General features: G+C 70.0%; 14 protein-coding genes and 1 pseudogene. 3 read left to right on the top strand and 12 right to left on the bottom strand.

Annotation, left to right across the window (positions count from 1 at the left end; translation table 11 throughout):
* Positions 1-14 precede the first annotated feature (14 nt).
* The 7 genes from V1260_RS09540 to V1260_RS15825 all read right to left on the bottom strand — a co-directional run bounded on the left by V1260_RS09540 (position 15) and on the right by V1260_RS15825 (position 5924).
* Positions 15-1187, bottom strand: a complete 1173-nt coding sequence (locus V1260_RS09540) for an SGNH/GDSL hydrolase family protein (protein ID WP_329746582.1) — start codon at positions 1185-1187, stop codon at positions 15-17.
* Positions 1187-1972 carry an alpha/beta hydrolase gene (locus V1260_RS09535; RefSeq protein WP_329746581.1) on the bottom strand — a complete coding sequence of 262 codons (786 nt, stop codon included), beginning with the start codon at positions 1970-1972 and terminating at the stop codon, positions 1187-1189. The genes V1260_RS09540 and V1260_RS09535 overlap by 1 nt, the downstream gene beginning before the upstream one ends.
* 40 nt (positions 1973-2012) lie before the next feature.
* On the bottom strand, positions 2013-2576 hold the full coding sequence (locus tag V1260_RS09530; protein ID WP_329746580.1) for a hypothetical protein: 564 nt from the start codon (positions 2574-2576) through the stop codon (positions 2013-2015).
* Positions 2516-3247: an MFS transporter gene (locus V1260_RS09525; protein WP_329746579.1), complete on the bottom strand. Its 732-nt coding sequence runs from the start codon at positions 3245-3247 to the stop codon at positions 2516-2518. Before V1260_RS09525 ends, V1260_RS09530 begins: the two co-directional genes overlap by 61 nt.
* Positions 3248-3362: 115 nt before the next feature.
* On the bottom strand, positions 3363-4331 hold the full coding sequence (locus V1260_RS09520; protein WP_329746578.1) for an alpha/beta hydrolase fold domain-containing protein: 969 nt from the start codon (positions 4329-4331) through the stop codon (positions 3363-3365).
* Positions 4332-4462: 131 nt separating this feature from the next.
* On the bottom strand, positions 4463-5569 hold the full coding sequence (locus V1260_RS09515; RefSeq protein WP_329746577.1) for a LacI family DNA-binding transcriptional regulator: 1107 nt from the start codon (positions 5567-5569) through the stop codon (positions 4463-4465).
* 70 nt (positions 5570-5639) lie between these two features.
* Positions 5640-5924: a carbohydrate kinase family protein gene (locus tag V1260_RS15825; protein ID WP_442878149.1), complete on the bottom strand. Its 285-nt coding sequence runs from the start codon at positions 5922-5924 to the stop codon at positions 5640-5642.
* Between the two features lie 130 nt (positions 5925-6054).
* On the opposite strand from V1260_RS15825, the pseudogene V1260_RS09505 reads away from it, so the two are divergent.
* Positions 6055-7241 (top strand): annotated as a pseudogene (locus V1260_RS09505) (IS3 family transposase).
* Positions 7242-7384: 143 nt separating this feature from the next.
* Here the strand turns inward: V1260_RS09505 and dnaG are convergent.
* Genes dnaG through dusB form a run of 3 tightly spaced genes read right to left on the bottom strand, consistent with a single transcriptional unit; the run spans position 7385 to position 11952 of the window.
* Entirely contained in the window at positions 7385-9373 is a 1989-nt protein-coding gene (dnaG, locus tag V1260_RS09500) for a DNA primase (RefSeq protein ID WP_329746575.1), read from the bottom strand.
* Positions 9374-9377: 4 nt separating this feature from the next.
* Complete coding sequence (locus V1260_RS09495; protein ID WP_329746574.1) at positions 9378-10715, bottom strand: deoxyguanosinetriphosphate triphosphohydrolase; 1338 nt, start codon at positions 10713-10715, stop codon at positions 9378-9380.
* Between the two features lie 4 nt (positions 10716-10719).
* On the bottom strand, positions 10720-11952 hold the full coding sequence (dusB, locus tag V1260_RS09490; protein WP_329746573.1) for a tRNA dihydrouridine synthase DusB: 1233 nt from the start codon (positions 11950-11952) through the stop codon (positions 10720-10722).
* A gap of 184 nt (positions 11953-12136) precedes the next feature.
* Between dusB and V1260_RS09485 the strand changes: the two genes are divergently transcribed.
* Positions 12137-13171, top strand: coding sequence for an LLM class flavin-dependent oxidoreductase (locus V1260_RS09485; protein ID WP_329746572.1), 1035 nt, complete (start codon positions 12137-12139; stop codon positions 13169-13171).
* A 107-nt stretch (positions 13172-13278) separates the two neighbouring features.
* Positions 13279-13647, top strand: coding sequence for a helix-turn-helix domain-containing protein (locus V1260_RS09480; protein WP_329746571.1), 369 nt, complete (start codon positions 13279-13281; stop codon positions 13645-13647).
* On the opposite strand, the gene V1260_RS09475 is transcribed toward V1260_RS09480, so the two are convergent.
* Together V1260_RS09475 and V1260_RS09470 are read right to left on the bottom strand one after the other, a co-directional pair.
* Entirely contained in the window at positions 13625-14227 is a 603-nt protein-coding gene (locus V1260_RS09475; protein WP_329746570.1) for a ClpP family protease, read from the bottom strand. The two genes, V1260_RS09480 and V1260_RS09475, sit on opposite strands and share 23 nt — an antisense overlap.
* A complete protein-coding gene (locus tag V1260_RS09470; protein ID WP_329746569.1) occupies positions 14224-14886 on the bottom strand; it encodes a ClpP family protease in 663 nt (220 codons plus the stop codon). Before V1260_RS09470 ends, V1260_RS09475 begins: the two co-directional genes overlap by 4 nt.
* Between the last annotated feature and the right edge of the window lie 9 nt (positions 14887-14895).

Genomic DNA, 14895 nt, shown 5'->3' with positions numbered 1-14895 from the left:
GGTGTGGTGAGGCTCTAGTCGAGCGAGGCGCGGGGCACTAGCCCCCCCTGCCCGAAGACAAGATCCGCGAACCGACGGCCGATCTCCCGGTAGAGCACCGTGTCGGGGTGCAGTCCGTCCGGAAGTACATACGAGTCCACGTCGGCGTGGCCGAAGAGTTCACGGCCGTCCAGGTAGAACGTCCGCTCACCCGCGGGCCGTGCCTCGACCGCCGCGCGCAAATGCTCGCGAGAGTCCGCGAGGGTCAGCGCCCCCTTCGCGACATCTGCCACGTCGCCGTAAGCGAAGCAGCGCACAGTGCCGTCGTCCAGGATCTCCATGTCGGACGGGCCGGGTCGGTCTTCGTTGCCGGGCCACAGGATCGACGATGCGACCACGATAGGGATGTCCGGATGCGCACGGCGCACCGTGTCGAGGAAGCCGTGGACCCCAGGCACGAAGGTGCGCTGATCCATGGATCGTGCACCCACCATGTTGATGCCCACCTTCATCGTCAGGACATCCACGTCGGCGTCCGCGATCGCCTCGGCGACGAACGGATCCAGCATGCATTGGCCGGCCACTCCCAGACTCAGCAACTCCACGTCCGCCGCGTGAGCCGCGGCCACCGGCCATACGTCCTGGGGGCTCGACGCCTCCAGGCAATGGCTGATGGACGAGCCGTAGTGGATCCACCGGGGTCGCGCGACCTCGTCGGCCAGGGTGATGGGCTGATCAGCGGTGACGTCAACAATGTCGACCACCAGAGATTGCGGAAGCCACAAGGTGACGACCTTGGACCGCGCTGGAAGCCCTGGGACCCGGATGCCGCACGGCTTTCCCGCTGCTGAGATGATCGGCTCGCCGCCGTCGAGCGGCACCGAGACCGTGCCCGACGACTCAACAGGGACCGTCGCGTACGGCACGCCATCGATGTCCACTGCAAGATCCGCTACCCTGCCAGGGAGGTCGCCAAAGTCCACACGCCACAGGCGGGCAGTCAGCACGACCTCCTGCGCATCGGTGCGGAATTCCACGCGCACCCCGCTCGCCTGCGAGAACACGGTCCACAGGGATCGTTGACCGGGCGGGAACTGTGACCACGCCGCGCGGGGCAAGCGCAGCGGGCGCACCGCCCCGTCGACTTCGCTGGTATCAAGCTGTCCTGCGAGGCGGCACGTCCCGCCAGGAAGATCGAGGACCGTCATCACCGCACCGCCTGCGCATGCGCGCTGACGAAGGAGGCGGTGGTCTCCACCAGCAGCTCCCGATGCGGGACGGTGGCCCACCCGTGGTCGGCGTCTTCCACGATCCTGAGGTCCGCCTGGTCGCCCCACAGCTCGGCGTATCGGCGCGCGTACTCGACGGGGACGAAGTCGCTGGTGCCGTGCATGACCAGCGCCGGCCCGCCGTACTCCGCCGCCCGACCGTACGGGTCGAAGCTGGCCGCATCGTCGACCATCGCACGTCCCATCCGCATCCCAAGGAAGTCGAAGTAGCCGACCGTGTCGAGGGTCTGCAGGCTTCGGCCCTGAATGGTGCCCCCGCGGATCTCATCCACGAAGACCGCGGCGTTCGACCACAGCGAGAGCGACGCGATCGGAAGAGGTGACTCCGCTGCCACACAGGCGGCGATGACCGCGCCGAGGCTGAGTCCGCCTAGATGCAGTCCCGCAGCGGCGTCGACCTGGGGCAGGGCGGCGACGTCGGCGAGCACGGCATGCGCATGGCGGATGTCGCGTGTCACCGACGTGTCGAAGAACTCGCCGTCGCTCTCTCCATGCCCGGCACGGTCATAGGTCACAACGGTGCAGCCTCGTTCGACCAGTCCCCGGGCCACCTGCACCATGAAGCCGGAGAAGTCGATGCGGTTGCCCCCGAAGCCATGGAAGAGGACTGCTCCAGGCGTCGGATGCGGCGCGTGCTCGGGAGCGTGGATCGTTCCACGCAGCACAACACCGTCGACCTTGGTAGTGAGGGGGATCAACTTCATCAGGGTGGGGTCCTTCCGGGGACTGGTCGAATGGTCGAGATCAGGCGTCAGCGGTGACCAGGGAGTCCTCGCGCTCCGCCTCGACGTCGAACTCGTTGCGGGTCTGGTTGCGGAAGCCCCACCAGCCGATGCCGAAGCCGACCGCAGCGAAGATCGCGATGCCGATGTAGAGGCCGCGGGCGTTGTAGAGCAGGAGGGAGGGCGTCACGGCGGCGAGTCCTGCTGTCGCGAAGCGGGACACGGCGTAGATCGTGCCCTGAGCGGTGCCGCGCAACAGGGTTGGGAAGGACTCCTGCGTCCACACCTTCATGATGGTCTCGAAGCAGAATGCGCCGGCTACGGTGGCAAGGATCACCGATCCGAGGACGGTGACCGGCGTGAACCCGAAAACCACGGGAATCAGGTTGGAGCCGACGACCAGCAGTGCGCCCACCACGTACCCGGGCATGCGCATCTTGGTGTCGACGATCGACATGAAGCCCATCTGAGCGAGCACTGCGAGCGGCAGGCACACCATCGACCAGGTCGAGTACTGCTGGACCGTCATGCCGGCGTTGTTGACGGCCACATAGGTGCCGAAGCTGGAGGCGATCGACACGGCCATGGCGGCCAGGGCGTAGTAGAAGACGAGCGTGAGGAACGGCTGCCGTAGGGGGCTTTCACGAGATCCTTGAGCGACACATGGTCCGCGCGGATGGTGCGGACGCCAGCGTCGCGCTCAGCGCGGGCCGCGAGCCAACTGGGCGACTCGGGGATGGTCAGACGCAGCAGCAAGGTGATGAGCCCGACGAATCCGAACGCTCCGAAGATGATCTTTCCGCCGACCGGCCCTAGGGAACCGTACGCGATGGACAGACCGACCGCCATCGCGATGCCGAAGCCGCCGAGGATGTTCGAGAACACCAGGATCTTGCCTCGGTTGTGGTTCTCCGCCCACTCCGAGATGGTGGCCATCGCTACCGGCAAGTCTGCACCGACGCCCAGTCCGATGAGGCCGATGCCGAGTGCCATGGACGCGAAGCCGAGGGAGATGAACGGCGCCACGGAGCCGAGCACGATGATCGCGAGCGTCACGACGAAGACCTTGCGTCGGCCGTACCGGTCGCCGAGGCGTCCTCCTGCGAGCGATCCGATCGCCACCCCCAGGGTGAGGACGGAGGTGAGCAGGCCGATCTGGTTCCCGGTGAGTCCATCGGTGGACCCTTCGACAGCTTGGAACAGGACGAGCGCGATGCCGATGCCGGTCGTTGCGGCAGCGTCGACGAATGTGGCCATTCCACTGACGAGGCCAACCCACCAGGGGTTCGGCCTCCGCGTGGGAGTGGGGGTAGTGGACATGTTATAGATGCTCCTTTGCAATATTGTCACTGCACTTGTGGGGACCAGAAGGTCAGGCGCCTGTCGGCGCGGGTGGCTGACGCGTCGGCGTTGCCGGCGCGAAGGCCCAAGCAAGGAAGTCGATGGTCTCGACCACCTCGGGAAGGCGAGGGCTCGGGAACCAGTTCAGGTAGCCGTGCAGCATTCCGGGCGCCAGGTGGCTGGTTACCGGCACTCCAGCGGCCCGTAGGTCGCGGGCGAGCCGTTCCGACGAGCCGTTGAGGCTGTCCACCTCGGCGACGACGAGGCGGGTGGGCGGCAGACCTGTGAGAGGTTGGTCTCCGGGGTGCACCAACGACGGCCAGGGTGGGTCGTGTCCGGCGTACTGGGAGTTCATGCGCTCGATGTCATCGGCGAGGTGAAGCAAGCGGCGAGGTAGCGCTGACACCGCGTCCTCGGTGCCTTCGATGACGGCCGGGAGCTCGGCGTGATACAACCCGTAGACGAGCATGAGCCCGTCGGGAGGGGGGGCGGCGGAGTCTCGCAGCTGAAGTGCCGCCGCAAGTGCGAGGTTGGCTCCGGCGCTGGTGCCGCCGAGCATGATCCGGGCGTCGCCGGCCTGCCGAACCACCCATTCCCATGCGGTGAGCACGTCCTCGAGCGGCGCTGGAAAGGAGAGGTTCGGGGAGACGAGGCGGTAGTCGACTGACACCGCGCGAACGCCCGTCAGCGCGGCGAGCTCGGCGCAGACGGCGTGAGCCTCACCGTCGTCGACTGAGCCGCCTACGAACCCGCCGCCGTGGACCCACACGAGCCACGGTGCGCCCTCGCCCCGGTGTGCGTCGTACGTCACCACGGGCACGGACCGTGCACCGGCGGTGGCGGTGGTACGGGCGATGCTGACGCACGCGGGAGGGGTCCACGGCGCGGCTGGCTCAAGGAAGGCGGGCGGCAGCGGGGAGTCGTCGTCGAGGGCTGCAGCAATGGCCACTCGCTCGGCAAGCAGCGGGTGCAACCTCGTGGCCTCCGAGGTGATCGCCATCGTTTCGTCCCTTCGCCATTCCGGACTACCTTCCGTGCTAGACCGGTATAGCGAGACGCTAGCACGGTTTAGCCCCCGTTCCAAGAGTGCCGCGAGGCGGGCCGGTGACACCGGCGCTCAGTGCAGGTTCGCTACGCTCGCGGTGCCGCGATGGACGTAGGCCTAGGTGGCGCACTCGGGATGCGCACGACCGTCTCCCGAACGCCCGGATCCATGAGCATCGCGGCAGCCGTACGGCCGAGCTGCTCATGCGGGAGCGCGATCGACGACAGTGGCGGATCGGTCACGCGCGCGACGGCGCTGTCGTCGAACGAGACGATCGACACATCGGCCGGCACCGACAGGCCATGCGCCCGCAGCTCCTGGAGTGCACCCGCCGCCACATCGTCGTTGACACAGATCAGCGCCTTCACCGTCACACCCGACGCAAGAAGCTCTTCCACCGCCGCCCGACCGGCGGATACGTCCCATTCTACCGTCGCCAGCTTGCTCGCCAGGTTCACACCGGCCGCATCGAGCGCGGAGGCGATACCTGCGAGCCGGTCCGGAAGAGCCAACGGCGACCATCCATGCCACTGTCTGCCGCCGGTCACGCCCGCAGGGAACACCCCGATGAAGTGGATGCCGGAGGTGTGCCCCGCGTCGAGCAGTGCCTGCGCAGCGAATCTTCCGGCACCGACCTCGTCGGGGATCACCGCAGGGATCGCCACGTCCCCAGCGGGCACGCAGTTGACGAGCACCATTCCGGTTCCGGCAGGCACGGCGGGGACCTGGACCTCACGCGTGAACATCGACGCGTAGAGGATGCCGTCGACCTGACGATCAAGCAGGTTGTTGAGCAGGGACCTCTCGGTCCGCTCATCACCCTCAGTATCCACCGTGAACAAGAGCGCGCCGTGTGCGCGCAACTCGCGCTGGGCTCCACGTATAAGCGCGTTCGCGGTCGACGTGCTTGAAATGAAGTCCGACACCAGACCGACCGTGCCGGTCCTGCCCGTTCGCAGAGCCTTCGCGTTGAGGTTCGGTCGATATCCGAGCTCTTCAGCCGCCTGACGCACCGCCGCCACCGTCGCGGCCGAGATGCGCTGGTCCTTGCGCCCCGTCATGGCGAACGACGCGGCCGAACGCGAGACTCCAGCGCGTTCCGCGACCTCGCGCAACGTCACACGGCGACGAGAACCGGCGCTGGGCGTGCCCTGACTGGGCTCCCCTGCGTTGTCGTGAGGCGGCGTCGGCACGTGCACGAGTCTAACGCCGAGGCTCGGGGGTTCCTGAAGCACCAGCGTACCGATCAGCGTGTACGGCCACTCAACACGCGACCACATCTGCCGAGGTCGGCATGTCGGCTCCACGACGCTGGACCGTAATCGACGTTGCGATGGCCGCCGCACGTCCTATCCGGTCGAGGCTCCGGCCCTCCACCCGTTCGTCAAGACCGCGCCCAAGAAGGTCGTTGATCATCGCGGCCATGTACGTGTCGCCCGCGCCGACGGTGTCCACCACTTCGACCGGCAGCGCATCGACGTGATGTCGGGCACCCCGCGCGCCAAGTGCCGATCCTGAGCGTCCGCATGTGATCGCGCAGATGCGCACCCTGAGCAAGCACGGCGTCGATCACCTGATCGCAGTCCAGATCCGGGAAGAGCCACACCGCATCCTCGTCGCTGAGCCTGAGGGACTGACGCACGTGTAGGTTTCATATGATCTGTGGCGCTGGAGAGCGTTGCAGGGAGGGGCGTGCACCACACCTGCTCCCTATCCCCAGGAGTTCCGGGACGACGTCGTCCGCGTCGCGGGGAACCGTGAACCCGGCCAGAAGCCAGCCGGGGTCGCGAAGGACTTCGGGATCTCTGAGCCGTGCCTGACGAACTGGTTGCGTCAGGCTGATGTCGAAGACGGCGCCCGGCCCGCAAGGACCCGGAAAAAATCGACTGAGCTGCGCGATCTGCGTCGTCAGAACCAGCTGCTCGAGCAGGAGAACGAGGTCCTGCGCCGCGCCGCCGCCTACCTGTCCCAGGCAAACCTGGCGGAAGAAGTTTCTACCCGCTCGTGAGGGAGATCGCCGCCGACGGTATCCCTGTTGCGGTGTCCCTACGGGTCCTGAAGCTCTCCCCACAGCCCTACTACCGCGAGCGGAAACAGCAGGTTACCGAGTCCGAGCTGATCGAGGCCTACCGGGCGAACGCCCTGTTCGACGCCCACCGTGACGATCCCGAATTTGTGTATCGCGTCCTGGCCGGCGAAGCAGCGGAAGGCGGCGAGGAGATGTGCGAGCGGACCGCGTGGAGCATCTGCCGAGACAACTAGTGGTGGTCCGTGTTCGGGAAGAAACGCGGCAAGAACGGGAAACGCCCCGGTCCTCCGGTCCACGACGACCTCGTGGAGCGGGACTTCATAATCGACGACGTGAACGAGCTCTGGCTGACCGACATCACCGAGCATCTCACCGACGAGGGCAACCTCTACCTCTGCGCCATCAAGGACGCCTTCTCTGACCGGATCGCGGGCTACTCCATCAGCGGCCGAATGAAGGCCCGCCTCACGGTGAACGCCCTGAACAACGCGATTTCTCCTCGTCGCGACGCTGCCGGATACATCGTGCATTCGAGCCGAGTATTTCAGCTTCGCGCGCGAAGCCTCGTCCACGCCCTGAATTTCCATCACCTCATCGGATCGATGGGGAAAGTGGGTGCTGCCGGGGACAACGCCCCGATCGAGGCCTTCTTCGCCCCGCTCCAGAAAAACGTCCTGGACCGTGAGAGGTGGCGGACTCGAGAAGAGCTGCGGATCGCGATCATCACCTGGATCGAGCGGACCTACCACCGACGCCGCCGACAAGTCCGACTGGGCCGATTGACCCCCATCGAATACGCGACCATCATGAACCCGACCCTCGGCCTGGCGGCCTAACCCCAGCTGACACCTGATCGCGCATAAGTCCCTCGGCAATCCGTCGGTCGCGGGTTCAAGCCCCGCCTGGGCTACCTGGTCAGGGGCGACCCCGCAGCGGGCGCCACCCTCACGGTATGCGACGAGTACGCAGGAAACGCCGGTCAGTCCTCCGCCGCGCGCAGCGCCCGTCGGCGCCCCTGCACCTGGGCGAGTCGCGAGAGGATCTCCTGGTAGCGCTCGGCATCGGAGGGATCGGTGCGCTGCAGGCGCTGCTTGAGCACCGTGTACTCGCGGGTGATCGACAGCTCGCTGAGCCGGTCCAGCAGCGAGGTCGACAGCCGCTGCAGACCCGCCTCGTCGCGCGCCGGCAGGTCCAGGTTGGCGATCTCCACGATCAGCGGACGGATCGTCTCCCCCGCGATCTCGAGGACCTGCTCGAGGTAGCGCGCCGGATGCAGCGAACCGCCGACCGCCTCGGGGAGGGTGCCTGCCGCGAGCATCACGTCCCACACGCCCTGCAGCGCCGGGACGTGGAAGGCGTCATCGGGCAGCGCCTCGACCCGCTGCGCGTCCAGCAGCGTCGGGTACTGCAGCATCACGGCGAGGGCCTGGGTCTCCACCTGGCCCACCGGGTCGCGGGGACTGACCACGTCGGCGAGCCGGGCGCTGGGCAGCACCCGCTCCGCCCCGTCGGCCGCCGCCTGCCCTTCGCGTCCCGCACCCTCGTGCGCCTCTCCCCCGCGCCCGTCGGTCGCCGACGCCCCGGAACCGCGCCCCTCGCCGCGCGCCGCGTCGTGGACCGCGCGCAGCACCGTGCGCTCGTCCATCCCGAGCCATCCCGCGAGGCGACGCGCATACTCGGGCCGCATCGCCCGGTCCCGGATCCGCGCCACGACCGGCGCCGCCATGCGCAGCGCCGCCACCTGTCCCTCGACCGTGTCCAGGTCGACCTGGGCGATCGCCGAGCGGATCGCGAACTCGAACAGCGGCTTGCGGGCGGCGATGAGGTCGACGACCGCCTGGTCCCCACGCTCCATCCGCAGCTCGCAGGGATCCATGCCGTTCGGCTCGACCGCCACGTAGGTCTGCGCGACGAAGCGCTGGTCCTCCTCGAAGGCCCGCAGCGCCGCCTTCTGCCCCGCCGCATCGCCGTCGAAGGTGAACACGACCTCGCCGGCGAGACCGCGACCGTCGGTGTTGAGCCGCAGCCCGGAGGACGCGTTGGTGTCGCCCATGACCCGGCGCACCACCTTGACGTGCTCGGCGCCGAAGGCGGTGCCGCAGGAGGCGACCGCTGTCGGCACCCCGGCGAGATGCGCGGCCATCACGTCGGTGTACCCCTCGACGACGACCACCTGGCGCTGCGCCGAGATGTCCTTGCGCGCCAGGTCCAGGCCGTAGAGCACGGTGGACTTGTGGTAGATCGCGGTCTCGGGGGTGTTGAGGTACTTCGGCCCCTGATCCGACTCCAGCAGCCGCCGGGCCCCGAAGCCGATGGTGTGCCCGGTGATGTCGCGGATCGGCCAGATCAGGCGCCCGCGGAACCGGTCGTAGACCCCGCGCTGGCCCTGCGAGACGATGCCGCTCGCGGTCAGCTCCGCCTCGGTGAATCCGCGGCCGCGCAGGTGGGACGTGATCGCGTCCCAGCCCTCGGGGGCGAAGCCGACGCCGAAGCGCTCCGCGGCGTCCCGGTCGAAGCCGCGCTCGGCGAGGAAGCGGCGACCGACCTCGGCGGCGGGTGTGGCGAGCTGCTCGCGATAGAACTCCTCGGCGATCGCGTGGGCGTCCATCAGGCGGCGGCGCGTGCCGAAGTCGGGCCGGTCTCCGCCCTTGCCGTCGCCCTCCTCGTAGTGCAGCTGGACGCCGTAGCGGCCTGCCAGCATCTCGACCGCCTCGACGAAGCTCAGGTGGCTGATCTTCTGCACGAAGGAGATGACATCCCCGCCCTCGCCGCAGCCGAAGCAGTGCCAGTGCCCGAGCTGCGGGCGCACGTTGAAGGAGGGGGTCTTCTCGTCGTGGAAGGGGCACAGGCCCTTCATCGAGCCGATCCCCGCGGTGCGCAGCGTGATGTGCTCCCCCACGACCTCGTCGAGGCGGGCGCGCTCGCGCACCAGCTCGACGTCGCTGCGACGGATCAGACCCTGCGCCACCCGCTCAGAGCTCCGAGCCGAGGCCGGGCAGCGGGGTATCCGCGGCGGTGACGTGGGTGACCTCCCGGTCGAAGAGCGCCTCGTGGAGTCGGCGCGCCGTGACGTCGGTGTAGGAGGCGATCTGGTCGACGACCACCCGGCGGCGGGCGTCGTCGTCCTCCGCCGCCTCCCACAGCTCGGCGAACAGGGGGCTGAGATGCGTCGTCCCGGTGTTCCACAGCTGCGCGTAGAGGTCCCGCAGGATCTCCTCCTGCGCCTCGTAGACCGGCTGCTGCGAGGCGGAGGACATGACGTAGGCGGCCGCGAGACCCTTGAGCACCGCGATCTCGAGATGGGTCTCCTCGGGCACGATCACGTCCCCGCGGTACCGGGACAGCGGGGCGGTACCGTGCTCGGCACGGGTCGCCGCGATCGCCGACCGGGTGAAGCGGCCGATCAGCTGGCTGGCCATGTCCTTGAGCGCGGCGGCCGAGCGCATCGTGCCGGAGAAGTCGAGCATCCAGTAGGGCTCGGCCTCGAGCCGGCCGAGCGCCTCGTCGAGGGCGTCGAGGGACTCGCCCGGCATGTACCAGTCCTGGACCACGTACAGCGCGGCGGCCCGCTCCATCGGGTCGTGCAGGGCGCGCAGGTCGAGGGTCCCGCCGGTCACGGCGTCCTCGACGTCGTGCACGGAATAGGCCACGTCGTCGGCCAGGTCCATCACCTGCGCCTCGAAGCACTTCCGGCCCGGCACCGCCCCGACCCGCGCCCACTCGTAGACGTCGAGGTCGTCGGCGTAGGCGCCGAACTTCGGGGAGGCCGGGTCCGGGCCCTGCCCGCGGGTCCACGGGTACTTGATCGCCGCATCGACCCCGGCCCGGGTGAGGTTCAGGCCGTAGGGACGGTCCTCCCCGATGACCTTGGGCTCGAGCCGGGTGAGCAGGCGGAGGGTCTGCGCGTTGCCCTCGAAGCCGCCGAAGTCCGCGGCGAGGGCGTCGAGCACCTTCTCGCCGTGGTGTCCGAAGGGCGGGTGGCCGAGGTCATGGGAGAGACAGGCGGCGTCCACGACGTCGGGATCGCAGCCGAGCTCCGCGCCGATGTCCCGGCCCACCTGGGCGACCTCGAGGGAATGCGTGAGGCGGGTGCGGGAGAAGTCGTTGGACCCGGCGCCGAGCACCTGGGTCTTCGCCCCGAGCCGGCGCAGCGCCGAGGAGTGCAGCACCCGGGCCCGATCGCGCTGGAACGGCGTGCGGGCCTGCGACTTCGGCGCCTCGGGCGCCCAGCGCTCGAGATCCGCGGGGGTGTAGCCGGGCGGCGGGGTGGGGGCGTCGACGGCGGCCGACGCGGTCAGGTCCACGCTCATCGGCTCAGCCCCCCGAGATGTCGAGCTCGGCCTCGTGGAGGCGGGCGCGGTGCTCGTCGGAAAGCTCCCGGGAGTCCATCCAGCCCTCGGGCACCGTCGCGTTCCGCCCGTGGCCGGCGCGGCCGCGCGGCCCCTCGACGGGGGCACCCGGATAGGGGGCGTCGAGGTCCAGCTCTGCGAGCTTGGCGTCGAGATCGGCGAGGGAGTCCATCGCCGTCAGCTGCCGGCGCATCTCCCCGCCCACGGGGTAGCCCTTGAAGTACCAGGCGACGTGCTTGCGCAGGTCGCGCACGCCGCGGCCCTCGTCCTCGTAGAACTCGACGAGCAGCTCGGCGTGGCGGCGCACGATCCGGGCGACCTCCCCGAGGCCGGGCCGGACCCGCTCCTCGCTGCCCGCGAAACCGGCTGCGAGGTCACCGAACAGCCACGGGCGGCCCTGGCAGCCGCGGCCGACGACGACCCCGTCGGCCCCCGTCTCGTCGACCATGCGCAGGGCGTCCTCCGCGGACCAGACGTCGCCGTTGCCGAGCACCGGGATGTCGGTCACCGTCTCCTTGAGATCCGCGATCGCGGTCCAGTCCGCGGTCCCCGAGTACTGCTCCTTGACGGTGCGGCCGTGGAGGGTGATGGCGGCGGCGCCAACCTCCTGCGCGATCAGGCCCGCATCCCGGTAGGTGAGGTGGGCGTCGTCCACGCCCTTGCGGGTCTTCACGGTGACCGGCACGTCCCCGGCGGCGTCGACCGCCGCGCGGAGGATGCGGGTGAACAGCTCGTCCTTCCAGGGCAGCACCCCGCCCCCACCGCGCTTGGTCACCTTGGGGACCGGGCAGCCGAAGTTGAGGTCGATGTGGTCGGCGCCGTCGCGCTCGAGGATCATCTCGATCGAGCGGCTGACGACCGCCGGGTCCACGCCGTACAGCTGCACCGAGCGGGGCCGCTCGCGGTCCGCCATGCGCAGCAGGCGCCAGGATTCCCGATGGTCCTCGAGCAGGGCCCGGGTGGTGACCATCTCGGTCGGGAAGAGACCGCCGTCGTCCGCGCTGTGGAGCGCGCCGAACTCGCGGCAGAGCACGCGGAAGGCCATGTTGGTCACGCCCGCCATCGGCGCGAGCATCACCGGGGTGTCGACGGTGAGACGACCGATCCGCAGGGGTCGCCGAGCGCGCTCCGGGCCGGGGGCGGCCTCGGCGGAGGTCGCGGCGGGAGCGGCGGGCAGGGAGTCGGTCAGCGTGGTCATCGTCCTGGGATTCTCCCACCCCGCGGGCCGCTGCGGGAGGAGCGAGGGGGTGATGTGCATCAGCCGGCGATGGGGAGGGACGTTCCGGGGCCTCGGTCCCGTCGGGCGTCCCCGTGCCGGTGGACAATGGAGCACGGAGCCGTCCCCTCCCGGTCGGCACCGACCGAGCGAAGGGAGTCCCGCCATGACCGCGACCGAGCTCCGAGATCCCCCGAGGCTGGGCGTCCTCGCCCAGATCGACAGCGCGCAGCTCGACGACGGGCGCGACCTGATCCTGCTCGCCGAAGAGCTGGACCTCGACGTCGCCTACCTGCGTGTGCGCCATCTGCAGGATGCCTCGCCCTCCCCGCTCCTCGTGCTCGCGGCTCTTGGACAGCATGCGCGCCGCATCGAGCTCGGCACCGCCGTGATCCCGCTGCGCTTCGAGAACGCGGGCCGCCTCGCCGAGGACCTCGCCACCGCCGATCTGCTCCTCGGCGGTCGGCTCCGGGCGGGACTCGGCTCCGGCTACTCGGCGCACGACGCGATCTACGCGCGCGCCTTCGGCGCCCTCGCCGCCGACCGCGCCGACCACGTCGACCGGGTGCTCCAGGACCTGCTCTCCTTCGTGGACGGGGAGATCGTCGCAGGCGCCGACGCCCATATCGAGGGGGTCGATCCCGGCACGCCGCTGCGCGTCCAGCCGCAGGTGCCCGGGCTGCGTCGCCGTCTCGCCTATGGCGCGGCGAGCCCCGCGCGGGCTGCGATGGCCGGACGGGCGGGCCTCGGGCTGCAGCTCGCGACCATGGCGCCCGACGACGGCTCGGGCCGCTCCTTCGAGGTGCTGCAGCTCGAGGCGCTCGAGGCCTATCGGGAGGCGTCCCGCGCGGCCGGTCACGGCGAGGGACACGTGATGGTCTCGCGGCAGATGGTGCCCGTGGAGACGGAGGAGGAGCTCGAACGCTTCGTCTCCCTGCTACCCCGGGAGCGCGCCGCGTCGCCCGCCGTCCTGGCGGAGCACCGGGCCCCGGAGATCGGCGGGCACGCGGCGGTGTTCAGCCAGGTCGTGGTGGACGAGCCCCTCGCCGTCGCCCAGGCGCTGCTAGCGGACCCGGTGGTGCACGCGGCCGACGAGATCGCGCTGGTGCTCCCCGTCGGCGCTCCGGCGGAGGACCAGCGCCGGGTGCTGCGGGCCTTCGGCACGCTGGTCGCCCCGCATCTGCTGGCCGCGATCCTGTGACCGGGACCGGTCGGCGCTCGCGGCGCGCGGGCGGCGGCCTACCGGGCGGTCTTCCGCCGAGAGCGGAGCGACGCTCCCCCGGCCCGCCGCCGACGTAGTCTCCCGGCATGGACCGGCACCTCGACCCGCTGCTGCGGGAGCTGATGGGGGCGGAGCTGCGCGCCGAACGGCATCGTCAGCGCCGCACCCTCGCCGAGGTCGCCGCGGCGGCCGGGCTGTCCATGCAGCACCTCTCCGACGTCGAGCGGGGGCGGAAGGATCCGTCCTCGGAACTGCTCGCCGCGATCCTCGGCGCCCTCGGGATCGACCTGCCGCTGCTCCTGCTGCGAGCGGCCGACGGCGCCCTCGTCGGTGCCACGGTGCTCGAGCTCCGCTCGACTCCGCGCGCCTCGACGCTCGCCCCCGGGCCCGCCGGCCTCCACGGAGCGGGAGGCCGGGCGGGCGGCTCCCGGGTCAGGCTGCTCGCGGCCGCCTGAGCAGCACCTCGTCGGCCAGCCCGTAGGCGACCGTCGCCGCGGCATCGAGGACCCGTTCGCGCTCGAGGTCCTGCCGGACCCGTTCCGAAGTCTGTCCCGAGTGCTCGGCGATCAGCGACTCGAGGATCCCCCGCAGCCGCTTGACCTCCTCGGTCGCGAGGATCAGGTCCGGCACCGCCCCGCGGCCCTGCGCCTCCAGCGGATGGAGCACCACCCGCGTATGCGGCAGCACCCAGCGCATCCCCGGTGTCCCCGCGGCCAGGAGCAGCACCGGCGCCGCCACGACCTGGCCGATGCATGTCACCGCGATGCGGCTGCGCACGTAACTGAGCGTGTCGTAGAGGGCGAGGACGGCCTGGACGTCGCCGCCGGAGGAGTTGAGGTAGAGGTGGATCGGAGCGTCGGCGGCATCGTTCTCGAGGTGCAGGATCTGCGCGATCACGGTGTTCGCGACGCCGTCGTCGATCGGCGTGCCGATGTAGACGATGCGGTCGCTGAGCAGTCGGGAGAAGACGTCGGCGCTGCGCTCGGCCCCGGTACGGGTGCGCTCGATCACCGACGGGATCGTGTAGCCGCTCATCGTGCACCGCCGATCCCTGCCGGGCGGCTGCCCGCGCCGGGCAGACCGAACGGCAGGATCTCGCGGACGTCAGAGACCACGTGATCGGCGAATCCGTAGGCGACCGCGCCCTCGGCATCCCAGATCCGGTCGCGCTCGGAGTCGCGGGCGATCGTCTCCTCGCTCTGCCCGGTGCGCTCCGCGGTCAGACGGATCAGCAGGTCGCGGTTCCGGCGCAGGTCCTCGGCCTGCAGCTCGATGTCCGCAGCGCTCCCGCCGAAACCGGCCGAGCCCTGATGCATGAGCACCTGGCCGTGCGGCAGCACGTACCGCTTCCCGGGGGTGCCCTGGGTGAGCAGGAACTGCCCGGCGCTGTAGGCCATGCCGAGCGCGACGGTGCGCACATCGCAGGGCACGAGATCCATCAGGTCGCCGATCGCGAGCATGGCCGGGACCAGGCCGCCCGGCGAGTTGATGAGCAGGGTGATGTCGGTGCTCGGGTCCTCGGCGGCGAGGAGCAGGAGCCGGGCGCTCAGGGCGGCGCCGTTCTCCTGGTCGAGCTCCCGGTCCAGCAGGAGCACCCGCTGGTGCAGGAGGTGGGCGGTGGTCAGGGATGAGGCGGACGCGGCCGACGCGGTCTGCGGATCGGCCGATGGTTGGGCGAGAGATGCTGTGGTCATGCCATCAGC

The sequence above is a fragment of the Brachybacterium sp. J144 genome (assembly GCF_036321705.1).
GTDB lineage: Bacteria > Actinomycetota > Actinomycetes > Actinomycetales > Dermabacteraceae > Brachybacterium.
This window is presented reverse-complemented; position numbering and strand designations above follow the sequence as displayed.